Origin of the sequence: Nocardia sp. NPDC050435, from assembly GCF_040655395.1 — a bacterium.
Taxonomy (GTDB): Bacteria; Actinomycetota; Actinomycetes; order Mycobacteriales; family Mycobacteriaceae; genus Nocardia.
In genome coordinates this window covers 211,683-236,669 of record NZ_JBFAJW010000002.1, presented here as the reverse complement: position 1 = coordinate 236,669, position 24,987 = coordinate 211,683, and the positions used below count along the sequence as shown (strand labels likewise).

25 protein-coding genes are annotated in these 24,987 nt (G+C 70.3%); 9 read left to right on the top strand and 16 right to left on the bottom strand.

The features are described 5' to 3' along the window. Positions 1-4 precede the first annotated feature (4 nt). Positions 5-871, bottom strand: a complete 867-nt coding sequence (locus AB0I43_RS05485; protein ID WP_356971547.1) for a MerR family transcriptional regulator — start codon at positions 869-871, stop codon at positions 5-7. 47 nt (positions 872-918) lie between these two features. Further along, the gene (locus AB0I43_RS05480; protein ID WP_356971545.1) at positions 919-1,494 is read right to left on the bottom strand and encodes a hypothetical protein; all 576 of its coding nucleotides are present in this window, start codon (positions 1,492-1,494) and stop codon (positions 919-921) included. Between the two features lie 166 nt (positions 1,495-1,660). Here AB0I43_RS05480 and AB0I43_RS05475 point away from each other — a divergent pair, with 166 nt between their 5' ends. The 3 genes from AB0I43_RS05475 (at position 1,661) to AB0I43_RS05465 (ending at position 3,308) form a co-directional block, all read left to right on the top strand. Then, positions 1,661-1,999 carry a YbaB/EbfC family nucleoid-associated protein gene (locus AB0I43_RS05475; RefSeq protein WP_356971544.1) on the top strand — a complete coding sequence of 113 codons (339 nt, stop codon included), beginning with the start codon at positions 1,661-1,663 and terminating at the stop codon, positions 1,997-1,999. An 8-nt stretch (positions 2,000-2,007) separates the two neighbouring features. Then, positions 2,008-2,616 (top strand): recombination mediator RecR, encoded by a 609-nt coding sequence (recR, locus tag AB0I43_RS05470; RefSeq protein ID WP_356971541.1) that lies wholly within the window; start codon positions 2,008-2,010, stop codon positions 2,614-2,616. A gap of 74 nt (positions 2,617-2,690) precedes the next feature. Next, on the top strand, positions 2,691-3,308 hold the full coding sequence (locus AB0I43_RS05465) for a LysE family translocator (RefSeq protein WP_356971540.1): 618 nt from the start codon (positions 2,691-2,693) through the stop codon (positions 3,306-3,308). Between the two features lies 1 nt (position 3,309). Here the strand turns inward: AB0I43_RS05465 and AB0I43_RS05460 are convergent, their stop codons facing one another. The 11 genes from AB0I43_RS05460 to AB0I43_RS05410 form a co-directional block, all read right to left on the bottom strand. Then, a complete protein-coding gene (locus AB0I43_RS05460) occupies positions 3,310-3,942 on the bottom strand; it encodes a hypothetical protein (RefSeq protein WP_356971538.1) in 633 nt (210 codons plus the stop codon). Positions 3,943-3,951: 9 nt separating this feature from the next. Beyond that, the gene (locus tag AB0I43_RS05455) at positions 3,952-4,170 is read right to left on the bottom strand and encodes a hypothetical protein (RefSeq protein WP_356971536.1); all 219 of its coding nucleotides are present in this window, start codon (positions 4,168-4,170) and stop codon (positions 3,952-3,954) included. A gap of 95 nt (positions 4,171-4,265) precedes the next feature. Continuing rightward, positions 4,266-4,604, bottom strand: a complete 339-nt coding sequence (locus tag AB0I43_RS05450) for a cupin domain-containing protein (RefSeq protein ID WP_356971535.1) — start codon at positions 4,602-4,604, stop codon at positions 4,266-4,268. Positions 4,605-4,656: 52 nt separating this feature from the next. Next, on the bottom strand, positions 4,657-5,103 hold the full coding sequence (locus AB0I43_RS05445) for a hypothetical protein (protein ID WP_356971534.1): 447 nt from the start codon (positions 5,101-5,103) through the stop codon (positions 4,657-4,659). Positions 5,104-5,182: 79 nt separating this feature from the next. Continuing rightward, positions 5,183-5,893, bottom strand: a complete 711-nt coding sequence (locus tag AB0I43_RS05440) for a DUF2637 domain-containing protein (RefSeq protein WP_356971533.1) — start codon at positions 5,891-5,893, stop codon at positions 5,183-5,185. 69 nt (positions 5,894-5,962) lie between these two features. Beyond that, positions 5,963-6,673: a glutamine amidotransferase gene (locus AB0I43_RS05435; RefSeq protein WP_356971531.1), complete on the bottom strand. Its 711-nt coding sequence runs from the start codon at positions 6,671-6,673 to the stop codon at positions 5,963-5,965. Further along, on the bottom strand, positions 6,670-7,905 hold the full coding sequence (locus tag AB0I43_RS05430; protein ID WP_356971530.1) for a MurT ligase domain-containing protein: 1,236 nt from the start codon (positions 7,903-7,905) through the stop codon (positions 6,670-6,672). Before AB0I43_RS05430 ends, AB0I43_RS05435 begins: the two co-directional genes overlap by 4 nt. A 47-nt stretch (positions 7,906-7,952) precedes the next feature. Continuing rightward, the gene (locus AB0I43_RS05425; protein ID WP_356971529.1) at positions 7,953-8,594 is read right to left on the bottom strand and encodes a pyridoxamine 5'-phosphate oxidase family protein; all 642 of its coding nucleotides are present in this window, start codon (positions 8,592-8,594) and stop codon (positions 7,953-7,955) included. Between the two features lie 79 nt (positions 8,595-8,673). Beyond that, complete coding sequence (locus AB0I43_RS05420; protein WP_356971528.1) at positions 8,674-10,419, bottom strand: FAD-dependent oxidoreductase; 1,746 nt, start codon at positions 10,417-10,419, stop codon at positions 8,674-8,676. Between the two features lie 238 nt (positions 10,420-10,657). After that, entirely contained in the window at positions 10,658-11,857 is a 1,200-nt protein-coding gene (locus tag AB0I43_RS05415) for an RICIN domain-containing protein (protein WP_356971527.1), read from the bottom strand. Between the two features lie 105 nt (positions 11,858-11,962). Next, positions 11,963-12,928, bottom strand: a complete 966-nt coding sequence (locus AB0I43_RS05410) for an EamA family transporter (protein ID WP_356971526.1) — start codon at positions 12,926-12,928, stop codon at positions 11,963-11,965. Positions 12,929-13,062: 134 nt separating this feature from the next. Between AB0I43_RS05410 and AB0I43_RS05405 the strand changes: the two genes are divergently transcribed. Then, entirely contained in the window at positions 13,063-13,959 is an 897-nt protein-coding gene (locus AB0I43_RS05405) for a LysR family transcriptional regulator (RefSeq protein WP_356972221.1), read from the top strand. A gap of 204 nt (positions 13,960-14,163) precedes the next feature. Here AB0I43_RS05405 and AB0I43_RS05400 read toward each other — a convergent pair whose 3' ends face one another. Beyond that, on the bottom strand, positions 14,164-15,945 hold the full coding sequence (locus AB0I43_RS05400; protein WP_356971524.1) for a MinD/ParA family protein: 1,782 nt from the start codon (positions 15,943-15,945) through the stop codon (positions 14,164-14,166). A gap of 230 nt (positions 15,946-16,175) precedes the next feature. Continuing rightward, positions 16,176-17,972 (bottom strand): 2-isopropylmalate synthase, encoded by a 1,797-nt coding sequence (gene leuA, locus AB0I43_RS05395; protein WP_356971522.1) that lies wholly within the window; start codon positions 17,970-17,972, stop codon positions 16,176-16,178. A gap of 266 nt (positions 17,973-18,238) precedes the next feature. Here leuA and AB0I43_RS05390 point away from each other — a divergent pair, with 266 nt between their 5' ends. The 5 genes from AB0I43_RS05390 (at position 18,239) to AB0I43_RS05370 (ending at position 23,696) form a co-directional block, all read left to right on the top strand. Next, positions 18,239-19,006 (top strand): sulfite exporter TauE/SafE family protein, encoded by a 768-nt coding sequence (locus tag AB0I43_RS05390; RefSeq protein WP_356971520.1) that lies wholly within the window; start codon positions 18,239-18,241, stop codon positions 19,004-19,006. Positions 19,007-19,021: 15 nt separating this feature from the next. Further along, the gene (locus AB0I43_RS05385) at positions 19,022-19,201 is read left to right on the top strand and encodes a DUF1272 domain-containing protein (protein WP_356971519.1); all 180 of its coding nucleotides are present in this window, start codon (positions 19,022-19,024) and stop codon (positions 19,199-19,201) included. Between the two features lie 77 nt (positions 19,202-19,278). Continuing rightward, on the top strand, positions 19,279-20,949 hold the full coding sequence (locus AB0I43_RS05380; protein ID WP_356971517.1) for an alpha/beta hydrolase: 1,671 nt from the start codon (positions 19,279-19,281) through the stop codon (positions 20,947-20,949). A gap of 102 nt (positions 20,950-21,051) precedes the next feature. Then, positions 21,052-22,674 carry a GMC oxidoreductase gene (locus AB0I43_RS05375; protein ID WP_356971515.1) on the top strand — a complete coding sequence of 541 codons (1,623 nt, stop codon included), beginning with the start codon at positions 21,052-21,054 and terminating at the stop codon, positions 22,672-22,674. Positions 22,675-22,862: 188 nt separating this feature from the next. Continuing rightward, positions 22,863-23,696 carry an ion transporter gene (locus AB0I43_RS05370; protein ID WP_356971513.1) on the top strand — a complete coding sequence of 278 codons (834 nt, stop codon included), beginning with the start codon at positions 22,863-22,865 and terminating at the stop codon, positions 23,694-23,696. A 1-nt stretch (position 23,697) separates the two neighbouring features. Here AB0I43_RS05370 and AB0I43_RS05365 read toward each other — a convergent pair whose 3' ends face one another. Beyond that, a complete protein-coding gene (locus AB0I43_RS05365) occupies positions 23,698-24,909 on the bottom strand; it encodes a low temperature requirement protein A (protein ID WP_356971511.1) in 1,212 nt (403 codons plus the stop codon). Positions 24,910-24,987: the final 78 nt, after the last annotated feature.

The following is a 24,987-nucleotide window of genomic DNA, read 5'->3' as shown; positions in this document are numbered from 1 at the left end:
CGGCTCAGGCCTTGCCGATGTCGAACAGGTTGCCCTGCGGGTCGGAGTCGTCCTTTCCGAGCCGGCCGAGCGGCCAGCAGACTTCGGTGCGGTACGCGTCGGCGTCGGCGGTGTCGCCGGGTGAGGTGAGGTAGAGCTCGCGGATCGGTTCGGTCAGCGCGGTGTCGTGTTCGGCGACATGGCTGCCCAGTGCGCCGTAGGTGCGGTCGAAGTCGTCGAACGCGCCGGTGTGCACGGCGACGGCGAAGCGGCGGGCCGGGAGTTCGATCAGTTCCAGGCCCGCGGGCGGAGCGAACCGGGCCGCAGCGGGCACCGGCACGAACGCCACCACTTCGCCGTGGTCCTCGGCGAAGAACTCCATGGCGTACGTGGCACCGGACACCCCGCCCGGTTCCACGCCCGCGGCGGCCAGCGCCGGGTAGAGCGCGCCGAAGGCGTTCTCACACCACGCCCCGATCTCGGCGCGGCTCACCTGGCCCGCCGTCGCGAGCGCGGGAAACGCCGGTACGGAACGGTATTCGACGCTGATCGGCGTGGCCGGTGCGAGCAGTGCGCGCAGCGAGGCCACCACGTCGCGGGTGCGCAGCAGTTGCGCCTCCATGCGTTCCAGGTGGGTGCGCAGCGCGGCGTCGCGGGAATCGGTGTCGGCGGCGGCCAGGACCGCTTTGATCTCCGGCAGCGGCATGTCCAGCAGCCGCAACCGCCGGATCAGATGCGCCTGGCCCACCTGCGCGGTGGAGTAGCGCCGATAACCCGACCCGGCGTCCACCGCGACCGGCTCCAGCAGCTCGATGTCGTGGTAGTAGCGCAGCGTCTTCACACTCAGACAGGTGAGCCGGGAGAACTCACCGATCGAAACCGTCGCCGTCATGGCTCACAGCGAACACCCTCCAGCCGGGGGAGAGTCAAGCAACGCGGTCAGGTCAGCACGAAAGACAGCAGCAGCACGTTCTGCAGCAGCCCCCGCCACCACGAGTATCCGTACCAGACGCCGGGCGCGACCTCGCGGATCTCGTCGTACACCGGCGGCGTGGGCGAGGGGTTGTAGTCCAGCGCCCAGGTCGGGCGGCCGTCGGTCAGCGCGGGCGCGCGATAGACATCGGCCCGCCACGCCTCGATCCCCGCCCCGGTGACTCGGTTCATCAGAGTTCCGCCGTCGGGGCCCGTGGAGAAGGTCTTGCCGATCCACACACCCGCCGCCGCGCCGCTGCCCGCCGCGGGTCGCACCACCCAGCCGTTCTTCACGCCCTGCGGCACCGCGCCGGCCTCGGCGGCCTGGTAGATCAGGTCCTGCTGCTCGGGAGTGCAGCGGAAACGCAGCGATTCGACGGTCACGGCGCGGTTCTCCGGATCCAGCACGCACCCGTTGCCGTGATCCACGACCGGACTCGCCTCGGCCCGGGCCTCGCCCGAATCCGCCGCCGGGACTTCCTCCGGCACACCGGAATCCGCCGCGGCCGCCCCGCCCGAGAGCGGCAGTACAACGGAAAACACCAGCGCCCCAAGAGAAACTACCGGGGTTGATCTCATATCCACTCCGAAAAAACGCACCGAACACCGACCTGCTCGCAGGATATGCCCGCCGGAGGGCAGCTCAACCGCGAACAGCGGAAGGACTAGGCTCGGCAGCAGACATTTCCCTCGACGCGAAGGACAAGCCGTGCAACCCGGTGGTCAGTTCGATATGCAGCAGTTACTCGCCCAAGCGCAGCAGATGCAGCAGGCGGTGATGGAGGCGCAGGCCGAGATCGCGGCGTCCGAGGTCGAGGGGCAGGCCGGCGGCGGCCTGGTCAAGGCCACGATCAAGGCGACGGGCGAGGTCATGGCGCTGACCATCGATCCGAAGGTGGTCGACCCGGAGGATGTCGAGGGCCTGCAGGATCTGGTGATCGGCGCGATCAACGACGCCATGGCCAACGCGCAGCAGCTCGCCACCGAGAAGCTGGGCCCGCTCTCCGGCGGCATGGGCGGGGGCATCCCCGGCCTCCCCGGATTCTGAGGTAACCGTTGTACGAGGGTCCGGTTCAGGATCTGATCGACGAACTGGGCAAGCTGCCCGGCGTCGGCCCGAAGAGCGCCCAGCGCATCGCCTTCCATCTGCTGTCGGTGGAGCCGCCGGATATCGATCGGCTCACCGCGGCGTTGCAGAAGGTCCGTGACGGCGTGCAGTTCTGCGTGGTCTGCGGCACGGTCTCCGACAACGAGCTGTGCCGCATCTGCGCCGACCCGCGCCGCGACCGCACCATGATCTGTGTGGTCGAGGAGCCCAAGGACGTGCAGGCCATCGAGCGCACCCGGGAATTCCGCGGGCGTTACCACGTGCTCGGCGGCGCGCTCGATCCGCTCAGCGGCATCGGGCCGGACCAGCTGCGCATCCGGGAACTGCTGGCCCGCATCGGCAACCAGCAGGACGGCGTCGACGTCAGCGAGGTGATCATCGCGACCGACCCGAACACCGAGGGCGAGGCGACGGCCACCTACCTGGTGCGCATGCTGCGCGATTTCCCGGGCCTGTCGGTGACCAGGCTGGCCTCGGGGCTGCCGATGGGCGGTGACCTGGAGTTCGCCGACGAGCTCACGCTGGGCCGCGCGCTCTCCGGCCGCCGGGCGCTCTAGCCCCAAGCTGAACATATTGCAACGCAACCCTTTCGGGGGTTGCGCGGCGCCATGATCGCGTTACTGTGCGGGTGATGAGCATCGAATTCCTGCTGACCACGCTCGTCATCTGCGCGACCCCGGGCACGGGCGTGCTGTTCACCCTGGCGGCCGGCCTGTCCCGGGGCGCACGCGCGAGCGTGATCGCCGCCTTCGGCTGCACCCTGGGCACGGTCCCGCACATGATCGCCGCCGTCACCGGCCTGGCCGCGCTGCTGAACGCCAGCGCCGTCGCGTTCCAGACGCTGAAGTATCTGGGCGTGCTCTACCTGCTGTACATGGCGTGGAACACCTTCCGCGACAAGGGCGCGCTGGCGGTGCCCGAGGACGAGGTGCGCGGCGCGCCGTCGGCGCGGCAGGTGATCACCTCCGCGATCCTGCTGAACATCCTGAACCCGAAGCTGACGATCTTCTTCTTCGCCTTCCTGCCCCAGTTCGTCCCGAACGGTTCGCCGAACGCGCTGTGGCGGATGCTGGAGTTGTCCGGCATCTTCATGCTGGCGACGTTCCTGGTGTTCGCCGTCTACGGCGCGTGCGCCGCGGCGGTGCGGGAGAAGGTGATCACCCGACCGGTGGTGGTCACCTGGATGCGCCGGATCTTCGGGGCCTCGTTCCTCGCCCTGGCCGGGCGGCTGGCCACGCAGAACCAGTAGGTCAGAGCTGGACCCGCTGCCACGCGCCGGTGCTGGGCGCGCCGGTCGCCCACTCCCAGAACAGCGTGCTCACCTGGGCCGGGTCGGTGGCTTCCAGCCCGTAGTGCCGTTCGGCCGAACCGTCGCGGTATTCGACGGTGTAGCTGTCGGCTCCCGCTCGGTAGGTCTGCATGTAGTGCTCGGGCGCGCGTTCGGCGATCAGGAACGGATCCGGGTCGCCGAGCTCCGGAATCCATTGTGCCAGCAGGCTTTCGGTGAGATAGGGGAACTCGCCCGCGCCGCCGTGGGTGACGGTGAGATCGACGCGGGCGGCCGGGTCGAGCACCCAGGCCAGCTGCGGATCGTAGATGGCGTAGTCGCGCGGGGTCGCGAGTTCGAACAGCAGGCCGCGCACGAATCCGATGGCGTCGTACGGGCAGGAGACGTGCAGCACCGCCCCGCTCGGGGCGCCGCCGACGGATTCGGTGCCCAGGAAGGTGTCCGACTCGGGCAGCGCGGCGTTGCGCTTGTTCAGTTCGGCGGCGATCGCCGCGACCACGGCCGTCTCGGGCTGCCCCTGCTGGGTGCTCAGGTAATCGTCGACGTCGGCGATCGAGGCGGCACCGGAGGGGAGCAGGAGGTGGTCGTAGTTCACCAGCCCAGGCTACGGGTGGGCTCGGGCGGTGGAATGCGCGGCCGGACCCTGGGCGCAGGCGCAGCCGCCCGCGATGTCGCCGCAGTCGACGACGAAGGTGTGCCGGTTGCGGTCGGAGTCGAGACAGGAATCGTCGGTGCATTCGGGGCGGTGCCCGGGATGCACGATCAAGGTGCCGTGGCAGTGGTCGATCGCGGATTCGCAGGAATGGCAAGGCGATAGTCGCATGTTGACCTCCTGTGCGAGATCGGGTGGTCCTACGGTCCTATCACGGGCACCGCGACGGAGTGGGACTTCGCCCGCGTGTCGGGAAAGTGCCCTGTTCAGGGGTCTTTCGGGAGGTCGTAGTTGAAGCCGAAGGCACGGGCGCCGGTTTCGGTGCGCGGCCGGTGGCTGGTGCCGGGCTCGAAGAACAGGTAGGAGCCGGGGCCGTAGGCGATGTCGCCGTCGATCACCGTGCCAGCCACGACGAAATAGGCCTCACCGAAGGTGGTGTGCTCGTCCACGCCGGGCCATTCGGCGCCGGGCGCGAGATCGATGACCCAGGGCCGGATGCCGGGGACGCCGGGCAGTTCCCGGACCTCGACGCCGGGACCGATGGCGGTGCGCGCGACGGCGTCGACGTGGGTCGCGCTGGTGGGCCCGGTGCTCTCGTTCGGCATACCGCGATCATGGCTCGAGTTCGCGGCCGGATAAAGCCCGGGGCGCGGGAAATCAGCCCAGGCCGTTGAGGCCGATGCCGTTGAGGACCGGCATCTTCTCCTCGGTCGCCTGGTCCGGCTGCTGCCACTGGGTCTGCGACAGAGTCTCCAGGACGCAGACCAGCAGCAACTTGCGGCCCCGCTGGCCCGGCGTCGGCTCGGCCTCCCCGTGGCCGTCGCCGCCCGGCAACTGCGAGCGGATTCCCTTGCGCGGGTCGGGTTCCGAGAGCAGCCAGAACAGTTCGGGGCCGACCAGGATCTGCTGGCCGCCGGACTCGCTGAACCAGCGACCGGACCACTCGATCAGCAGTTCGGTGAAGGACTGGCCGCTGCGGGTGCCCTCGGTGAACTGGTTCAGCGCGGCGGCGCGATCGTCACTGCACTGGATCACCGACGCCAGCCGCCGGGCGACGTCGCGGAACTGATCGAAACCCTGGTCCTGCCAGACTGTGTGCGCCATCCTGCTTCTCCGTCGAAGTGTGTGAGCGTGGCTGAGGTGGGCGAAGCGACGAGCGTGAGAGGTGCAGCGGCGGCCGAGTCTAATTGGCGCTGGAGGCGCCGGCGCCGACGGGGGCGAAGGCCTGCTGCCGCAGGGTCGCCTGGTGCGCGGCCGCCAGCAGCGGGCTGACGGGCATCGGCGCCGCCGGTGGCCCGGCCGGCGCGGGGTGTTCGATCTCCGGCCGCGCGCCGGGGTCGATCTCCGCCCAGGCCGCGGCCAGGCGCTGGTCGGTATTCAGATCGAGCACCGGCGTTTCGGGCACGGTATTCGGCGCGACCATTTCGGTTTTCGCCTCCCGGCCGTGCGCCCACAGCAGCAGCGTGAGATGCACCGCGAAAAGCATCGTCAACGGCATGCCGGCGTAAATGGCCAGCGCGACGATGCCGCCGCCGATCTCCCGGGCGTATTCGATATTGCCCGCGACCGAAACCAGGGTCGACAGCGCGAACAATGCCGTCGCGTACCACCAGCCGAGGCTGCCCTTGCGAAAAGACGCGGTGGCGACAATGGATCCGACCATCAAGCCGTCGATGGCCAATGGCACATTCGCGGCCAGCCGCGGTTCCACGAGATTGTGCACCGCGAGATTGTGCAGCGCCGCGAACGACATTTCGAAGGCTTTCAGCGCCACCACGGCCGAGACGATCGCCGAGGCGTGCAGCGGCCGCACCCGGAACGACCGGATCCGGCGACGACCCGGCGCGATTCGCTCACCGTTCGCGGCCGCTCGCTCCTGTGTGATTGTCGTCATGGGCGATGAGGGTAATTCGCAGCTACGACCGGAGAATTACCGGGTGGCGGGTATTCGGCGCGACCGCCGTCAGGCCCGCAATCGTTCGCGGCGCAATTGCTCCACTTCCGGAAGTCGCAGCGGTTCCAGTTCCGTGACGCCCAGTGCGCGCGCCAGCAGCAGATCCGCCAATTCCGGATTGCGCGCCAATGCCGGACCGTGCATATAGGTGCCGATCACCGAACCCTGGACCACGCCCTCCATGCCGTCGCCGACACCGTTTCCGACGCCGCGGGTGACGCGCGCCAGACCCGTCGCCTCGGAACCCAGGGTGGTGCCGCCGCGATGATTCTCGAAACCGGTCAGCGCCGCGGTCAGGCCGGGCAGCTGCGGCGTGGTGGTCACCTCGCCGATCGCGCGTACGGCCTGCGGGGCGGTGGTGACGTCGATCAGGCCCACGCCCTCGACACGTTCCCCGGTCGAGGTCTCGTACCAGTGCCCGAGCACCTGGATGGCAGCGCAGATCGCCAGGACCGGAGCGCCTTTCGCGGCCGCCTGCTGCAAGCCGGGGTAGCGCCGCAGATGCCGGGTGGCCAGCCGCTGCGCCGAATCCTCGGCGCCGCCGAGGGTGTAGATGTCCAGCGAATCGGGCACCGGGTCGGACAGGGTGATCTCGACGATCTCCGCGTCCAGCCCCCGCATGCGCAGCCGCTGCCGCAGCACCAGCGCGTTCCCGCCGTCGCCGTAGGTGCCCATCACATCCGGCAGCACCAGGCCGATGCGCACGGTCGATGCACTCATTTGCGGGCCTCCAGATCGCGGTTCAGGTCACGGAACGCCGTGTAGTTGGCCAGCACCTCGACGTGCCCGGGCGGGCAGGAGGCGATGGCGCGCAACGGATCCGGCACCGTCGTGTGCTCGACGCCGGCGTAGGTCAGGCGCACCGCGAGATCGGTGGCGCGCTCGCCCGCGGCCACCACCTGCACGCCCTCGAAGTGCTCGAAGCGCACATCCCAGAGCCAGGACAGGTCCTCGCCGTCGGGCACCTGCCCGTTCACCGCGATTACCAGGCCCGCCGAGGTCGGCTCGATCATGGACAGGGCCTCCTGCCAGCCCGCCGGGTTCTTGGCCAGCAGGAGCCGGGCATCGTGCGGGCCGACCTGCACGCTGCGGTAGCGGCCCGCGATCTCGCGCACGGTGCCGGTGGCCTCGGCCGCCTTGGCCGGTTCCGCGCCCAGCGCGACCGCGGCGGCGACCGCCTGCGCGGCGTTGCCGCGGTTGGCGCGGCCGGGCAGCGCCAGCGCGAGCGGCAGGCGCACGTCGCCGGGGCCGTGCAGTTCCTCGCCCTCGAGCCACCAATCGGGTTGCGGGCGCTGGAAATCGGCGCCGGTGGAGCGCCAGTGCTCGCCCTCCCACAGGATCGGCTCGCCGCTGCGCGGGCAGCTGGTGGCGTCCATGGCCCAGCCGCTGCCGGCCGCCACCCACACCACCTTCGGATGGTCGTAGGCGATCGAGGTGATCAGCACGTCGTCGCAGTTGGCGATCACCACCGTGTCGGGGTGCCGGGCCAGGCCCGCGCGCAGTTTGCGCTCGATCATGTTGATCTCGCCGACCCGGTCCAGCTGGTCCCGGCTCAGATTCAGCAGGACCACGGCGGCCGGATTCAGCGAATCGGTGACGTGCGGCAGATGCAGCTCGTCCACCTCGATGGCGGCCAGTTCGACGCCCGGGTGCAGGCTCAGCGCCGCGACGATCCCGGCATCCATATTGGCGCCGTCGGCCTGGGTGGCGACCGTGCCGAGGGTGCCGAGCGCCGCGGTCGTCATCCGGGTGGTGGTGGACTTGCCGTTGGTGCCGGTGACCAGCACCGTGCGCCGGCCCCGGCCCAGCTGATCCATGATGGTCGGATCGATTTTCAGCGCGATCAGGCCGCCGATCATCGAACCCTTGCCACGCCCGGCCTTCTGCGATGCCCACGACGCGGCCGCCGCAGCTCGCAGGGCGATTCGCCCACGCACCGTTATGTCTGCCACGGAGCGAGTCTAGGTTTTCCCGCCCGGGCCCGCCGCGCTGGGTGTTGTCAGCCCTGGTAGAGCTTGGGTTCGTAATTCCGCGGGGCGTAATACTCTTCGAGTTGCTCGACGGTTTCGGTGACCTCGGGCTGCAATTCCTTGACCAGCTGGGCCGGCGAGGGCAGCGTGAGCTCCGGCCACTTCTCCGATTCCCACAGCCCGCTGCGCATGAACGCCTTGGCGCAGTGGAAGAAGATCTGCTCGATCGCGACCTCCACCGCCAGGATCGGCCGATGGCCGCGCACCACCATGTCGTCGAAATACGGTGCGTCGCGCACCAGCCGGGCCCGGCCGTTGACGCGCAGGGTTTCCCGGCGGCCCGGCACCAGGAAGATCAGGCCGACATGCGGATTGGCAAGGATATTGAGATAGCCGTCGGCGCGGCGATTTCCGGGACGTTCCGGAATGGCGAGGGTGTGCGCGTCCAGCACGCGCACGAAACCCGCCGGATCGCCCTTGGGGGAGGCGTCGCAATTACCCTGTGCGTCGCTGGTGGCGAGAATCAGGAAGGGGGAGTGCGCGATCCAATCGCGGTCCCGGGGGTGCAGCGCCACCCGCTCCTTGCTGACCGCGCGCGGCATCGGCTCGCCCAGCAGGCGGCGCAGGTCCGCCGGGTCGGTGATCTCGTTCGTGCCGGTGATCTCGCCCATGGGTTCATTCAAGCATCGCGACGTCGACGATCGCGCTGGTATTAATTCACATTGAGCGCGAAGGCGGTGCGGCGGATAATCACAGGGGCGTATCGAACATGTTCGGCTGTCCGGCCGCGTAGCGCTGCGCGTCGAGTTGGCGCAGCGGCTCCAGTTCCGCGGCCCGGTACAGCGTGTACTTGCGGCAGCGCGGCGCGTTCGATCCCGCCACGTCCAGCAGCGCGTTCACCGCGGCGCGCGCGGATTCGTTGGCGCCCTCCATGGTCGCCAAGTCGACGTTGGTGCGCACGTAATCGCCTGCGAGGAACAGATTCTCCAGCGCGCCGTGCGGTTCCGGGCGGTGGTCCCAGGACCCGGCCGTATTGATCAGCAGGGGATCGGCGTTGGCGTTGCGCCCGCCCTGCCAGGTGATGCCGGGGTCCAGGAACCAGGAGTGCAGCGCGTCCTCGCGCAGCGCGTCGCCGACGTGCGCGCGCATCTGCGCCCACACCTCGCGGGCGATCTCCTGGTGCGTGCACTCCTTGGCCGGTTTGCCGTAGAGGATGCCGGGAGTGTTCCAATCCGAGATGTCCACCGACAGGCAGTCCTGCACCGAACCGTCGCCGAATCCGCTGAGCTTCGAGGTCCACAGCTGGTTCTGGCTGATCGAGGTCAGCGACCACGGCGCGTCCACATAGGCGGTATGGCCCTTGGAAATGGTGGAGGGTGTCCGCAGATAGAACTGGATGCCCGCCATCCAGTCCACGAAAAGCTGGTCCATCGCGGCCAAGTCGGGCCGCACCGCGAGCACGTCCGGCGACCACAGCGCGCGCGCCTGCTCGGCGGGCAGGGCCACCACGAAATAGTCGGCGGCCACGGTGCGCAGCGCGCCGCCCTCGGCGATCCGGGCCGCGGTGATGCGCCGGTCGCGCACGTCGAGCCCGCGCACCTCCGCGCCCATCGCGAACCGCACGCCCAGTTCCGCCAATCGCCGAGTCCACGGATCGATCCAGGCGGCGTTGGTGGGGCCGTTGAGGACCCGGTCCAGCGCGCCGTCGTTGCCGACCTCGAACGGATTGCCCAGGAACTGCTCGCCCATGTTGCCGATGGTGCGCACGCTGGCCAGATTCTCCTTCGCGGCGACCATGATGCTGGTCAGCGCGCGCGAGATCAGGGCCCGGAATTCGTGCGAACGCCGGTGCCCGCCGACGTAGTCGAACCAGGACATGTGCTCCCACTGCCCGAACCGGCGGGCGTCGGAGCTGGAGTTGAACACCAGCAGCCGGTTGGCGAAGTAGAGGCCCTCGGCCGCCGGCATCTTCATCGCCGTGGACAGCGCCGCGCCGACCGTCTCCTGGAAAGCCTCGGGGGTCGGCTCCACCCGGGCCCGCCGGCCCAGCGGGAGCCGGAAATCGTCGCCGCCGCTGCGGGCGAAACGGGCCTCGGAGACCGTGACCAGATTGTTCCAGACGCCATTCGCGTTGCCCGCGAACGGAATTCGGCGCATGGTATCGGGAATGTGCTGATAGAAGCCGGGGAAGAAGCGGAAACCGTGCTCACCGGGTAAATCCGGCCGGCCGCCGGAGCCGGAGCCGGGCACCGGCACGCTGCGCGCCTTCCCGCCGAGCGCCCGCCGCTCGTACACGGTCACCTGGAATCCGCGTTCGGCGAGCTCGTGCGCCGCCGTCAAGCCGGCAACGCCGCCGCCGAGCACGGCCACGCTGGGCCCGGTGGGATCCGCCGCCGCGCGACCGGCGCCCAGCGCCGCCGTGGCCGTGGCAACCCCCACCGCCGCTGCTCCGCGCAGCGCCGCACGCCGCGAGACGATCCATCGGTTTTCTGCCATGAGCTTCTTTGCTGCCTAGCCTTGCCGCCGCCATGTCCCCCGTCGCTCACACTGTAAAGCGACGTCGTCGAACCCAGGAGCCCGCCCTCTCCAGTTCGCCGCACCCGGTCACGCAGCGGGGCGGCAGGCGGCGGAGCCGACGGGGTGCAGATCCAGTGCTCCGGCCGTTCACAGCTTTATGGCGACCGACCCTACCGAATCGGCCCGGTCGCGGGAGGAATACCGGCGGACCCGTGCGCTATTCGTCGCCCGGGCCCCGCCAGCGCTGGGCAGCGCCGCCGTCGCAGGAGCGCAACGCGGCGAATTCGCCTGTCGCGGTGAGGCATCGCGCGGTCGCCTTGTTGGTGATCGGCCCGTTCGGGACGCGGGTCCACTCCTGGGCGGGTGACCCGTCGCAGGCCGCCGTCTCCACCTCGTCCGAGCCGGCGGCGGTCAGGCAGTGGAAGTCCGCGCGCAGCGTGCCGTCGGCCGCGGCCACCCAGGCCTCGCCGCGCTTGCGCGCGCACCGCTGTACCCGGGCCGGCGCGTCGGCCGCGGCGGCGGCGAGGCATTTCCCGGCCGGCGTGCGCAGCCGGCCGCCGACCGAATTGCCGATCCCCAGACGATGGACGTCGGCCTGGCCGCGCTCGTCGGAGCCCACCGTGACCTCGACCTGTTTCGGGCAGCTGCCGCTGATCTCGGTGCTCAGCACGCTGCCGGTCACCCTGCCGGCGTTGGCGCGCGGCACCTCGAACCGGGCCACCGAGTACGGCTCGTCCAAGCAGGTGGCGGCGCGATTGTTCCAATCCCAGTACTCGACCCAGTTCGTCATGCCCTCGGGTTTCACCGTCGCGCCCGCGCCGACCTCGATGCTGCCGATGGTCATGGTCTTGTGCGCGGTCGCGTCCTCGACCAGCGCCTTGTACCAGCCGTCACCGTCCGGCCGGAGATGGAATTTGTACTGGTGACCGGGCTCGAACCGCTTGTCGATGCGGCAGCTGCGGCCCGGCGCGCCGTCGGTGTCGTCGAGACAGTAGGACGAGCTGTCGCCGGGGCGCGCGTTTTCCGCGCCCCACAGCGAGTACAGGAACATGCCGCCGCCGTCGGCGTGCGCCTGCATGCCCACGTAACCGGCGTGGGTGGTGAAGCCGAACTGGTTGGACCAGAACACATTGCCCAGGCCCGGATCGGTGTCGACGGTCACGCCGAAGGTGACGTCGGTCAGCGGCTGGTCGCCCATGCGATAGAAGGCGTAGCTGCCCGGGGTGGCGCCGCGGTTCCCGCTCGGCGGCTCGCCGATCTTCTGCGGTGGTTGCTCGGACTGCGCGAACCGCACCACATCCGGTGGCGGCGGCTGCACCTGCCCGTGGTCGGCGCCGGTGCAGGCGCAGGTGGCCGCGACCAGCAACGCTGTCGCCACGCCCGCGCCGGTCCGCGGGGCCGAGATCCGTTCGAGCATCGCGCCGCCTTCCACGTCGGGGAAATGAGCGTTCGCGTGATGGTAATCGGCTATCACCGTTTCGCCGGGGTGCCCCGCTGGCCGCGAGCCTGCGGGGCACCGGGTTCAGGCTTTGGCGAGCGCCGGACTCGCCGCCACGTCGGCGGCCGGGGTCGGATCCAGCGGGGCGACCCGCTCGGGCGCGACGGCCGCCGCCTTGGCTCCGGCCGTGGTGGCGGTGAACGCGCCCGCGATGACGATCAGCCCGCCGATCACCTCCCACGCCGAGGGCGATTCGCCCAGCACCGCCCAGGCCGCGGCCATGCCCACCACGGGCACCAGCAGCGTCAGCGGCGCGACGGTGCCGGCGGGGTAGCGGCTCATCAGATACGTCCACATGCCCGAGCCGACGACCGTGGCCAGCACGGCGATGTAGGCGACCGCGATCAGCGCGTGCCACCAGCTCGCGGCGCCGACATCGGTCAGCGCGTGCCAACCGGCCGTCGGCCCTTCGGCGACCGCCGACAGCGCGAACAGCGGCAGCGGCGGCACCACGGCCATCCACAACGTCAGATGCATCGTGTTCACCCCGCCGCCGGCCGCGGCCTTGCGCGAGCCCAGGTTGCCGAACGCCCAGCCCAGACCGCCGGCCAGGGTGAGCAGCAGCGGCAGCAGCGCGGCCGATTGCGCGCGGTCCACACCGATCACCACCATGCCCGCCACCGCGACCCCGAGACCGGCGAGCTGGATCGGCCGCAGCCGCTCCCGCAGGAAGATCGCGCCCAGCACCACCGTGAACGGGGCCGAGGACTGCAGCACCAGCGAGGCCAGCCCGGTCGGCATGCCCGCCCGCATGGCGCTGAACAGGAACGCGAACTGCAGCGTGCCGAACCCGAAGCCGTAGAGCAGCAGCCAGCGCAGCGGCACCTGCGGGCGCGGCACGAACAGCACGACCGGAATCGCGAGCACCGCGAAGCGCAGGCCGGCGAAGAAGAACGGCGGGAAGTGGTCCAGACCCACCCGGATGGCGATGAAGTTCACGCCCCAGAGCAGGACGACGGAGAGGCCGATCAGGCGGTCACGAGTGTTCACCCGCTAATGGTCGGACTGGAAAAGATTCAGAACAATCGAAATAATATGGACTATCTATGTAGCAGTACTTCACGGTGCAGGTCGGGGAACCGGCCCCGGAGCGGAGAGTGAGATCGGTCATGCCAGGCCAGCAGATGTCGGTCGAAAGGCTGCGGGTGCTGCGCGAATTCGCTGATCGCGGCACCATCGGGGCGGTCGCCGCGGCCCTGTCGATGACACCCTCTGCGGTCTCGCAGCAACTGAAAGTTCTGGCTCGGGAGGCGGGGGTGCCGCTGCTGGAACCCGACGGCCGCCGGATCCGGCTCACCGACGCCGGGCACGCACTGGTGGTGCGCGCCGACGAGGTACTCGCCGCGATGGACCGCGCGGCCGCGGAGATGGCGCACTATCGCGCGTCACCGCGCGGGCGGGTCCGGGTCGCGCTGTTCCCCTCCGGCGCGGCGCTGCTGCTCCCGCACGTGCTGCCCGCGCTGGCCGACAGCGGCGTCGACATGGTCGCCAGCGACGAGGATCTGCCGCCCTCGGAGGTCTCGCGGCTGCTCGCCGACTACGACGTCGTGCTGACTCATCGCGACGAGCGCGCGCCGGCGCTGGCCGGGCCGCGAGTCGGCACCCGGCTGCTCATGCGCGAACCGACCGATGTCCTGGTGTCCCCGGACCATCCGCTGGCCGGGCGCACCGAGGTGAGCCCCGCCGAACTGGCCGACGAGACCTGGATCAGCGTGCGCGGCGGCTTCCCGGTCGACGACGTCCTGCGCTCCATCGCCACCCTCACCGGCGTGCGCCCCCGCATCGCCCAGCGCCTCAACGACTTCCGCGTCATCGAAACCCTGGTGCACTCGGGCTACGGCATCGCGCTCATGCCCCGCTTCGCCGTGGCCCACCCCGACCTGGTCCTGCTCCGCCTGTCCGGCGTCCGCGCCGCCCGCCTGTACGAACTCGCCACCCGCCCGCACGCCGACCGCCGTCCCGCCATAGCCACGGTGCTGGCCGCCTTCGAACAAGCCGCCGCGGCGATCACCGCGGATTGATCTCGCGTCCGCGTCGCCTGGCGTCCGAGCGGGCCCCCTCCGGGGCGGCTATCGCACGCGGAAATACGCTCCGCGATTGCCATGGTCAAAGTCATCCCCATGATCGCGTGTCGTCGCCGACCTCGGCTGCTGCCCGATAAGCGGCGGACACGAAGACGGCCCGGCAGGGAACCGCCGGGCCGTCTAACGCGAATTCGGTGGGACTCAGTGCCGCCCCATGGGCGGGCCCGGGCGGTACTGCTGGGAGGCGACGTAGCCGAAATCGTCGGCGACCATGGCCGCGAGTTCGAGCAGGGCGCGGCGGGTCGGCTTGCTGACCAGTTCCAGGTCGATTTCCGCGCCCTCGGCGAGGTGGTCGTCGAAGGGGACGACCTGCACGGCGCGGGTGCGGTCCAGGAACAGTTTGCGCAGCTGATCGAGGTCGACGGTGGAGGCGCCGCGCCGGGAGGCGTTGACCACCACCACGGTGCGCTCGACGAGCTTGCCGTAGCCGTGGTGGTCGAGCCAGTCCAGGGTGGCCGAGGCCGAGCGCGCGCCGTCGATGGCGGGGGAGGTGACCAGCACCAGCGAGCTCGCCATATCCAGCACGCCCGACATCGCCGAGTGCATCAGGCCGGTGCCGCAGTCGGTCAGGATGATGTTGTAGAACGACTGCAGGATGCCGATGGCCTTGCGGTAATCGGCCTCGCTGAACGCCTCGGAGACCGCCGGATCCTGTTCGGAGGCCAGCACTTCCAGGCGGCTGGGCGCCTGCGAGGTGTGCGCCCGGACATCGGAGTACCGGGAGATGTGGTCGTCCTCGAGCAGGTTGCGCACGGTGGAGCGGGTCTGCCGCGGCACCCGGTGCGCGAGCGTGCCCAGGTCGGGGTTGGCGTCGATGGCGATCACGCGGTCACCGCGCAGCGAGGAGAAGGTGGAGCCGAGGCCGACCGTCGTGGTGGTCTTGCCGACGCCGCCCTTGAGCGAGAGGATCGCGATCCGGTAATCCCCGCGCACCGGCTGGTTCACCCGCTCGACGAGATCGCGGTGCACCACATCGGCCGCGGACTCGCCCGGGTTGATCATGCCGCCGGACGCCTTGTGCACGGCCCGCCGCCAGCCGCCGCGCGGCGCCTTGCGGGCACGCTTGAGCAGGTTCAGGTCGTTGACCGAGTGCCCGGGCTGACCCGGCTGCGTCATGTGCTGCGGCTGGAACGGCTGGCCCTGGTTCGGCGGGGGACCGCCCTGCCAGGGCTGGCCCGGACCCGGATACCCGCCCGGCCCTTCGGGACCCGGGTATCCGCCGGGGCCGTCGGGAGCCGAGTAGCCACCCGGCCCTTGCGGCGCGAAACCCGGCCCGTCGGGCGCGAACCCGCCCGGCCCCGGTGGCTGCTGGAACATCTGCTGTTGCGGGGGTGGCCCACCCTGCCAGCCGCCTGCGGGGGAGTTCGGATCGCCCATACCGAGGGACTGCGGCGGCGGCGCGAACGAGGGCTGCTGCATCGGCGGCGGGGGCGGCGGCGCCCAGCTGTAGATCGGGCCGTCGGTGGGCTCGGGCGGCGGGGGCGGGGTGTTCTCCTGCGGAGCGCTTTCCTGCGGCACCCGGCGGACCAAGCCGTCCGGGCCGATCTCCTGCCGGTAGTCGTCGCCGTAGCGCGGGCCCTGATGATTATCCGGAATCTGTTGCCCGCCGGTCTGATAGGGGTTCGGCGGCGCGAACTGACCGGTGGTGAACGGCGTCTGCTCCGGCGGGGTGAAACCGGCGGGCGGCGGAGGCGGCGCGAAACCCTCCGAGGGACCGTAACTCTGGGGCGCGCCACCATAGGCGGCGGCCGGCTCGGCCGCGTACCCGGCGAACTGCCCGGCCTCGGGCTGCGCCGCGTTCTCGGCGTCGGCGTCCGCGTTCTCGGCGGCGGATTCGGCGCTGCTCGCCTCGGTGGATGTCTCGGCGGCGGGCTCGGAGTTCTCCTCCGGCGCCGCGTTCGGCTCGCTGGTCTCCTCCGCCATATCTGTGGCAGGCCCAGCCGCCGGACTCTGCAGCCAGGGCGGAGACGTCGGGTTGTGGTCGTTGTTTGTCACAGTTCCCCCATCTGCTCGGAAATCGAGCAGAGAGCTCGGCGCTTGAATGCGAATCCAACGCTAGCACGCGGTTACCGGTGTCGTGTCGACGTATCGACGGTGGTATAGACCAGTATTGGGGCCCGGACGTCCCCGAACGTCCGGGCCTTTACCGTCTCTTAGGACGCGCGGTTGACCGCGGATACCACGGCCCGCAGCGACGCGGTGGTGATCGAGGTGGCGATGCCGACGCCCCAGACCACCTTGTCGCCGATCGCGCACTCCACGTAGGCCGCGGCCTGGGCGTCGTCACCGGCGGACAGCGCGTGCTCGGAGTAATCCAGCACCCGCACTTCGTAACCGACCGTGCCCAGCGCGTCGACGAACGCGGCCAGCGGGCCGTTGCCCGTGCCGGTGATCTCCTGCTCGGCGCCGTCGATCTTCACCACCGCGGCGATCGAATCCACGCCGCCGTCGGTCTCGGAGGCGGTGACCTTCTGCCGGATGCGCTCCAGCGGGCGGATGGGGGACAGGTACTCCTCGGAGAAGACGTCCCACATCTCCTTCGGGGTGACCTCGCCGCCCTCGCCGTCGGTGATCTTCTGAATCGCCTGGGAGAACTCGATCTGCAGCCGGCGCGGCAGCGCCAGGCCGTGATCGGTCTTCATGATGTAGGCGACGCCGCCCTTGCCGGACTGCGAGTTGACCCGGATGACGGCCTCGTAGGTGCGGCCCACGTCCTTCGGATCGATCGGCAGGTACGGCACCTCCCAGGTGATGTCGTCGACGTCGGAATCGGCGGCGTCGGCGGCGGCCTTCATCGCGTCCAGGCCCTTGTTGATGGCGTCCTGGTGCGAGCCGGAGAACGCGGTGTAGACCAGATCGCCGCCGTAGGGGTGGCGCTCGTGCACCGGCAGCTGGTTGCAGTATTCGACGGTGCGGCGGATCTCGTCGATGTCGGAGAAGTTGATCTGCGGGTCGACGCCGCGGGAGAACAGGTTCATCCCCAGGGTGACCAGGCAGACGTTGCCGGTGCGCTCGCCGTTGCCGAACAGGCAGCCCTCGATCCGGTCGGCGCCGGCCTGGTAGCCCAGCTCGGCGGCAGCGACTGCGGTGCCGCGGTCGTTGTGCGGATGCAGCGACAGCACGATCGACTCCCGGCGGGCCAGGTTGCGGCTCATCCACTCGATCGAGTCGGCGTAGACGTTGGGGGTGGCCATCTCGACGGTGGCGGGCAGGTTGATGATCATCGGCTTGGCCGGGGTGGGCGCGATGATCGCGGTGACCGCGTCGCAGACGTCCTTGGCGTATTCCAGCTCGGTGCCGGTGTAGGACTCCGGGCTGTACTCGTAGCGCCAGTCGGTGTCGGGGTACTTCTTCTCGATCTCCAGGCACAGCGCCGCGGCGTCGGTGGCGATCTTCTTGACGGCCGCGCGGTCGGCCCGGAAGACCACCTTGCGCTGCAGGATCGAGGTGGAGTTGTAGAAGTGCACGATGACGTTCGGGGCGCCGGCGCAGGCCTCGAAGGTGCGCTCGATCAGTTCGGCGCGGCACTGGGTCAGCACCTGGATGGTGACGTCGGCGGGGATGGCGCCGTCCTCGATGATCTCGCGGACGAAGTCGAAATCGGTCTGGCTGGCGGCGGGGAAGCCGACCTCGATCTCCTTGTAGCCCATCCGGACCAGCAGGTCGAACATGCGGCGCTTACGGGCCGGGCTCATCGGATCGATCAGGGCCTGGTTGCCGTCGCGCAGATCCACCGCACACCACGCGGGGGCCTTGTCGATGACCTTGTCCGGCCAGGTGCGGTCGGGCAGCGCGATGGGCTCGACCTCCTCGGCGAAGGGCCGGTACCGGAAGCTCGGCATCGAGGAGTTCTTCTGGGTGTTCCAGGCGGGCTGGTCGGCGGGCGCCGGCTTGGACGGGGGCGTGATGGTGCGCGGGGAGCCCGTGACGAAGGCGTCGGCGGTAGACATGCGATTTCTCCAGGGTTTTGGTGAATCCCGTTAATGGGTCGACCGACGCGGCAAAACCCCGCGACGGGGGGCCGGTCTGATCAGACCCCGTCGCGGCGGCCGAGAAGAAGCGCCCGCTGCATGATGATCACGAGTTTACCGTGCCGTGACAGGACGGGGAAAGGGCGGTCCCGGTTGCTGCCGGGACGCCGGCATACGTCTAGGTTCGCTAACGAAACGAACGCTTGTACGGGTGCGAACCCGACGGGACGTGAGGACGTACTGACATGACCTGGCTGGAAATGCTCGCGGTCTTCGGCGCCGGAATCGCCGCGGGCTGCATCAACACCATCGTGGGCTCGGGCACCCTGATCACCTTCCCGGTGCTGCTCGCCTTCGGCCTGCCCCCCGTGACCGCGAACGTGTCCAACACCATCGGCCTGGTCCCGGGCGGCATCAGCGGCGTCGTCGGCTACCGCAAAGAACTGGCCGGCCAGCGCAACCGGCTGCTGAAACTGGGCTCCGCCTCGCTGGTCGGCGGCATCACCGGCGCCGTGCTGCTGCTGCGGTTGCCGGCCGACGCCTTCAAGGCGATCGTCCCGATCCTGATCATCGCCGCGCTGATCCTCGTGGTGGTGCAACCCCGCCTGGCCCGCTGGGTCAAGCGGCGGCGCGAGCTCAACGATGTCGCCCCGCCCGCGCACGGCGGGCCGATCCTGCTCGCCGGAATCTTCGCCGCGGGCGTCTACGGCGGATACTTCGGCGCGGCGCAGGGTGTGCTGCTGATGGGGTTGCTCGGCGTTTTCGTGCACGAGGACATCCAGCGGCTCAATGGTGTGAAGAACGTCCTGGGCCTGATCGTGAACGCGGTCTCCGCGGCCATCTTCATCGTGATCGCCACGGTGGACTGGCGGGTGGCGGGGCTGATCGCGATCGGCTCGATCATCGGCGGCCAGCTCGGCGCGACGGTGGGCCGCCGGCTCCCGCCGAACGTGCTGCGCGGCGTCATCGTGGTGGTGGGCCTGATCGCCGTGGCTCGGCTGCTGCTGACCTGAACGAGGAGATACCCAATGGCATTGGAGATGCGCGCGCTCTGCGAGCGCTGTGAAACCGGGGTGGCCGCCGACGGTGTGGCCTGGATCTGCAGCTACGAGTGCACGTTCTGCGACGAGTGCACCGCGGCGATGGCGCGCGCCTGCCCGAACTGCGGCGGCGAGCTGGTGCGCCGGCCGCGGCGCGTGGCGAAGTAGGTTCCGGGTTGCGCCGGGGAGGATTTCGTCATTAAGGATGACGACGCCGAGGGGCGGTGGGGCACACCATGATCGGTATGCGTGCAAGCAAGCTGGTGGCCCTGGGAATGCTCGCCGTCGCGCTGCCCGTGCTGAGCGGCTGCGGCCTGCCGGGCGGGCGGGGCGCCGCGGTGTCGGAACTGGTCGCCCAGGCCGAGGCCGCACCCACGCCGCGGCTGGACTGGGCGCCCTGCGCCGACGCCGACCTGAGCGGCCGCGAGTGCGCGGTGGCCGAGGTGCCGCGCGACTACGCCCAGCCGCACGGCGCGAAGCTGGCGCTGGCCGTGGTGCGCCAGCCCGCCACCGATCCCGAGCGCCGCATCGGCACCCTGTTCACCGCGGTCGGCGGGCCGGGCGGCTCCGGGCTGGATTGGGCGCGCAAGGGCGAGCTGTTCCCCGGCGAGATCAGCCGCCGCTTCGACGTGGTGACCTTCGATCAGCGCGGGATCGGGCGCAGCGCGCAGGTGCGCTGTTTCCCCGATGCCGGTGCGCAGGAACGGTTCTGGCTGGGCGCCACGATCCCGCCGGTGAATCCGGGGCAGGAGGCCGACGCGGAGCGAGCGAGTCGCACGCTGGCCGCGGGCTGCGCCACGCACAGCCCGGACCTGCTGCCGCACCTGACCACAGTCGACGCCGCCCGCGACCTGGATCTGCTGCGCCGCGCGCTCGGCGAGGACAAGATCTCCTACGAGGGCGGGTCCTACGCGAGCTACCTGGGTCAGGTCTACGGCGCGATGTTCGGCGACCGGGTCCGGGCGCTGCTGCTCGGTTCGATGATCGACCCCGAGACCTACACCGGCGACACCCGCGCCCAGGTGACCGGCACCGCGCTCGGCACCGCGGAGGTCTTCGACGAGTTCCTGCGGCTGTGCGCCGAGGCCGGTCGATTGCGCTGCGGCTTCGCCGCCGGTGACCGGACCGAGGAACGCCGCGGCGCGGGCAGCGAGCAGCCGAGCACGACCAGCAGCACCCCGACCTCGGGCAGCCCGGTCACCAGCGGCCCGGCGGCGGAGGCGGAGCAGACACTGCGACAGCGGGTTTCCGCGCTGATGGACCGGCTGGCGCAGGGCCCGATCACGGTGGGGGAGCGCGAACGCGCGGTGCCGGTGCACCACACCGAGGTGATGCAGGCCCGCTCGCTGCTGCTCTACGACGCCGCGAACGGCTGGCCCGCGCTGGCCCAGCTGCTCACCGAACTCGAGCGCGGTCCCGCCGGCAACGCCGAGCTGGTCCGGGCCACGCTCGCCGCGGGCGGCGTCGACTGGGACTTCCTGGATTCCTTCACCGCGATCACCTGCGCGGACAACAGCACCCCGCGCGGGCCCGAGCAGTGGCCCGCGATCGCCCGCGAATTCAACGGCGCCGCCGCCGAGTACGGCCCGTTCTGGCTGTATCAGCGGCAGCCGTGCGCGAGCTGGCCCGTCCCGGGCGAGGGCTACCCGCAGCGCTACACCGGGCCGTGGACCCTGAGCTCGGACAAACCGGCGCTGCTGATCAACAACCGCTACGACCCGGTCACCCCGCTGGCCTTCGCGCAGGGCGCGCAGCAGGCCATGGTCAACGCCCGCCTGGTCGTGGTCACCGACGGCTACGGCCACGAGACCGGCGGCGACTGCGTCAGCCGCCTGCGCGAGCGCTACCTCGTCGACCTGCAACTGCCCGCGCCCGGCGGCACCTGCGTCGCCGGAACCCGGCCCTTCGCCGGCTGAATTCGCCCCGTATTCCCCGAAATTGGCGGGCCGAGCGGTTGGGGTGGGCCTGGTCCACCGGGTAATCTGCGCTCGGCCATGCATGATGAGGGAGGTGGCCTGGTGCGAAGACGTGCGCTGTTCAAGGCGGCGGGTGTGGCCGCGGTGCTCGGCGCCGCGGGGCCGGCGCTGAGCGCGGGCCGGGCGGTCGCCGCCAACCCCGCCGGGCCGGGCCAGTTCCAGCAGTGGGTGCCGGAAATCTTCGCGCCGCTGCCGGACCCGCCGGAGCACACGCAGGCCATCGTCATCGGCTCCGGTTTCGGCGCCGCCGTCACCGCGCTGCGACTAGCCCAGGCCGGGATCGCGAACTCCGTGCTGGAGCGCGGTTCCCGCTGGCCCGCCGACCCCTGGCGCGAGATCTTCACCGGCGACGACCTGCCCGACGGCCGCGGCTTCTGGCACCGCACCAGCTTCACCGGCGTCACCAAGGTGCCGATGACGTTCACCAAATTCGGCGGCGTGCTGGACTGCACCAGCTACCCGGGCATCGACGTGTGGCGGGCGGCGGCCGTCGGCGGCGGCTCGGTGATCTTCACCGGGGCCATGGTCGCCCCGGAGCGGCGCTTCTTCGACCACGTCTTCGGCGGCGTCGTCGACTACGGCGAACTGGATCGGGTGTACTACCCCCGGGTCCGGGAGATGCTGCGGCTGGACCCGATTCCCGCCGACATCTACAACTCCGCGCCGTTCACCCACTCCCGGGCCTGGGACGACCAGGTCCGCAAGGCCGGCTTCCAGCCGCAGCCCAACGACTCGATCTTCAACTGGGACGTGCTGCGCGCCGAACTGTCCGGCGGCTCGCGCGCCTCGGCGACGGCCGCGCGCAGCAATCTCGGCAACTCCAACGGCGCCAAGTTCGACCTGAACCAGAACTACCTGCGCTATGCCCAGGAGACCGGCAAGTCCGCGGTGTTCCCCGGCCATCGCGTCGACGCCATCGCCCAGGAGGGCTCGGGCCGGTTCGTCGTCACCGTCAGCAAGCTGGCCCCGACCGGTGAGGTGCGGGCCACCCGCACCCTCACCTGCGATCAGCTCTTCCTCGGCGCGGGTTCGGTCGGCACCTCCGAGCTGCTGGTGCGCGCCCAGGCCACCGGCGCGCTGCCCAACCTCAACGAGCACGTCGGCGACGGCTGGGGCACCAACGGCGACGTCGTACTCGCCAGGGGCGCAAGCCATCTGGCCGGGTTCGGGCAGGGCGTGCCGAGCGCCAGCCGCATCTTCGACGAATCGGGGCTGCCGCTCACCCTGGAGAACTGGTACATCCCCGGCATCCCGTTCGAGACCGGTGCGCTGGCCTCGCTGGGCATGGTGCTGGATTCGGCCCGCACCCGGTTCGGCTACAACGCGGCCGCCAACTCGGTGGGCCTGACCTGGTCCACCCGCAACCGCGACGAGGTGGTCGGCGTGGCGCGTGCGGTGGATCACCGGATCGCCGACAAGGCCGGCGCCATGGTCGAGTACAGCGCGCTCGGCTACGACGCCAACGCCCTGTTCACCGCGCACCCGCTCGGTGGCGCGGTACTTGGCCGGGCCACCGACGCCTACGGCAGGGTGCACGGGCACCCCGGGCTCTACGTGATGGACGGCGCGGCGATCCCCGGCAGCACCGGCACGGTCAACCCCTCGCTCACCATCACCGCCCTGGCCGAACGCAACATCGAGGCGATCATCCGCGCCGGCCGCTGACCGGGCCCCGCCCCTCCGCTGTCCATCACCCCGGGCCGCGTCCGTCCTGCGAACGCCTCCGTCATCCCGGCGAACGCCGGGATCCCTCGCGAACGCCGCTCAACTGGTTACGCTTTCGGGCACAGCCTCGCGTTGTGCGTCCCTCCGGGGGCGGCGGGAGGGCCCGTTCGGCGCTGAAGGGATTGTTCGTGTCCGCTCCCAATCTGTCGGGATACGACCCGGCACCCGAGCCGTCCGACTATCCCCGCAAACCGCCCGCCCTGTGGACGGATTTCGCGATGCTGGTGCTCGCGATCTGCTCGCTGGCGCTGATCGTCTGGATCAGCTTCTTCACCGTCTCCGACCAGACCTATCGCACGATCGTGATCGTCGACTACGCGATCTGCGCGATCTTCGCCGTCGAATTCCTGTGGCGCTGGCGGCGTGCGGGCTGGCCGTGGACCTACCCGTTCGTCTACTGGTACGAGATCCTCGGCATGATCCCGGTGACCAGTCCGTTCTTCCGCGGCTTCCGGCTGCTGCGCGTCGTGGTGATCGTGGTCCGGCTGGCCCGGGTCGCGGACCGCGCCTTCGGCGACCGGATCACCGCCGCCCTGGTGAACCGGTTCATCGGCACCATCGTCGAGGCGATCAAGCGCCCGATGACGATCGCGGTCATGGACGAGGTGGCGCATGTGCTGCGCACCGGCCACTACACCCGCAATATCGCGGCCGCGCTGCAGGAGAACCGCGCGGAGATGGACGAGATGATCCTGGAGCTGATCAAGAACGATCCGCAGACCGGGCGGGTCCGCTACATCCCGTTCCACGAGGACATCATCCGGCTGATCGCCGACACCACCTTCCGGATCCTGTTCGGCGTGCTCGCCGACCCGCGCACCGACGAGCTGGTCTCCGACGCCATCCGGGAGAACGTGGATCAGATCCGGCAGGCGGTCCGCGACGGCATCCGGGTCGACCCGTCGGCCTACGGGCCGACCGCGGCCGAGCACACGGTCGCGCACAAACTGCGCAACCTCTAGCTCATTCCGAGTGCGCGTGCCGGATCTGCTCGCGCGGCTGCGCGTTGCGCACCGTCTCCCAGACGACCAGCCCGATCAGGACCGCGCACAGCAGGGCCAGCGACGCGAGCGCGGGCAGGGCGGTGGCGGGCGCGACGAGGGCGAGCAGCAGGCCGACGGCGACCAGGTGCGACACCGTGACCCGTCCGGTGGCCGCGTATTTGAAGCCGACCAGCCCGGCCAGGTACAGCACGACGCCGCCGTAGAGCGCGTACAGCGGGATGCCGTAGAGCGCGTCGGTGAGCCGGTGGTGCGAGGCGTCGCTGACGTAGCTGAGCACCTTCTTCAGCCCGAGCGAGATGCCGATGATGCCGACGATCATCGGGAAGTGCCAGTAGGTGTAGCCGTCGCGCGCGATCCGCACCTGCCGCTGCCCTTCGGCGCGGGCGAGCGCGTGTTCGGCCGAGAGCGCCGCGACGTCGAAGTAGGTCCACCACAGCAGCCCGGACACCGCCAGGCCGAGCAGCGAGCCCACGGTGATCGGCCACGAAATGGGTTGCCCGGCCACGCCGATGCCGATCGAGACGATGGATTCGCCGAGGGCCACGATGATGATCAGGCCGTAGCGTTCGGAGAAGTGCCGCGCCGAGCGCACGCGCCATTCGAGTCCGGCCACCATGGTCCACAGCATGTCGCCGGCGATGGCCGCGATCCACAGGCAGATCTGCACGGTGCCGTGCGTGGTGGCCGCGATGATCAGCAGCGTGGTGCCGATGGCGATGGACCCGATTCCCCATTTGGTGACCTGCGCGCGCAGCGCCGGATCGTCGCCGGTGCCCGCGATGTACACACCCAGGTGCACCAGGCGCACCACCAGGTAGGCGAGGGCGAAGATCAGCGGGCCGTGCCAGCCGCCGGGCATGTCGGAGAACGCCTCGGGAATGGTGAGCGCGGCGATCAGTCCGCCGCCCGTGGCCACGAACATCGCGACCCGCATCAGGCCCTCGTCGGCGCGCACCGTGTTGGCCAGCCAGGAGTAGGCGATCCACACCCACCACATGACCGCCAGCACCAGCAGGGCGCGCAGCAGGTTCTGCGCGCTGGTCGGTTTGGCGGCGATGCTGGTCACCATGGTGAAGGCGAACACGAGGACCAGATCGAAGAACAACTCGAGCTGAGTCACCGAACTGCCCTCGGCCATCGGCTGGAACCGAACGCGTCTACTACCGATCATGGCGTCCATCGTCGCACCCCGGCGCACGCCGTGCGGCCCGGAGCTGTTGCGGCCGGGGCGATTTCGCTTACGGCGTCA

Excerpts from the sequence above, each read along its gene's own strand:
- AB0I43_RS05425 (WP_356971529.1), bottom strand. The coding sequence starts at position 8,594 with ATGGGCGAGATCACCGGCACGAACGAGATCACCGACCCGGCGGACCTG.
- AB0I43_RS05465 (WP_356971540.1), top strand. The coding sequence starts at position 2,691 with ATGAGCATCGAATTCCTGCTGACCACGCTCGTCATCTGCGCGACCCCG.
- AB0I43_RS05380 (WP_356971517.1), top strand. The coding sequence starts at position 19,279 with ATGCGTGCAAGCAAGCTGGTGGCCCTGGGAATGCTCGCCGTCGCGCTG.
- leuA (WP_356971522.1), bottom strand. The coding sequence starts at position 17,972 with ATGTCTACCGCCGACGCCTTCGTCACGGGCTCCCCGCGCACCATCACG.
- AB0I43_RS05385 (WP_356971519.1), top strand. The coding sequence starts at position 19,022 with ATGGCATTGGAGATGCGCGCGCTCTGCGAGCGCTGTGAAACCGGGGTG.
- AB0I43_RS05415 (WP_356971527.1), bottom strand. The coding sequence starts at position 11,857 with ATGCTCGAACGGATCTCGGCCCCGCGGACCGGCGCGGGCGTGGCGACA.
- AB0I43_RS05420 (WP_356971528.1), bottom strand. The coding sequence starts at position 10,419 with ATGGCAGAAAACCGATGGATCGTCTCGCGGCGTGCGGCGCTGCGCGGA.
- AB0I43_RS05405 (WP_356972221.1), top strand. The coding sequence starts at position 13,063 with ATGTCGGTCGAAAGGCTGCGGGTGCTGCGCGAATTCGCTGATCGCGGC.
- AB0I43_RS05365 (WP_356971511.1), bottom strand. The coding sequence starts at position 24,909 with ATGATCGGTAGTAGACGCGTTCGGTTCCAGCCGATGGCCGAGGGCAGT.
- AB0I43_RS05445 (WP_356971534.1), bottom strand. The coding sequence starts at position 5,103 with ATGGCGCACACAGTCTGGCAGGACCAGGGTTTCGATCAGTTCCGCGAC.
- AB0I43_RS05450 (WP_356971535.1), bottom strand. The coding sequence starts at position 4,604 with ATGCCGAACGAGAGCACCGGGCCCACCAGCGCGACCCACGTCGACGCC.
- AB0I43_RS05435 (WP_356971531.1), bottom strand. The coding sequence starts at position 6,673 with ATGAGTGCATCGACCGTGCGCATCGGCCTGGTGCTGCCGGATGTGATG.
- AB0I43_RS05455 (WP_356971536.1), bottom strand. The coding sequence starts at position 4,170 with ATGCGACTATCGCCTTGCCATTCCTGCGAATCCGCGATCGACCACTGC.
- AB0I43_RS05390 (WP_356971520.1), top strand. The coding sequence starts at position 18,239 with ATGACCTGGCTGGAAATGCTCGCGGTCTTCGGCGCCGGAATCGCCGCG.
- AB0I43_RS05485 (WP_356971547.1), bottom strand. The coding sequence starts at position 871 with ATGACGGCGACGGTTTCGATCGGTGAGTTCTCCCGGCTCACCTGTCTG.
- AB0I43_RS05440 (WP_356971533.1), bottom strand. The coding sequence starts at position 5,893 with ATGACGACAATCACACAGGAGCGAGCGGCCGCGAACGGTGAGCGAATC.
- AB0I43_RS05400 (WP_356971524.1), bottom strand. The coding sequence starts at position 15,945 with ATGGCGGAGGAGACCAGCGAGCCGAACGCGGCGCCGGAGGAGAACTCC.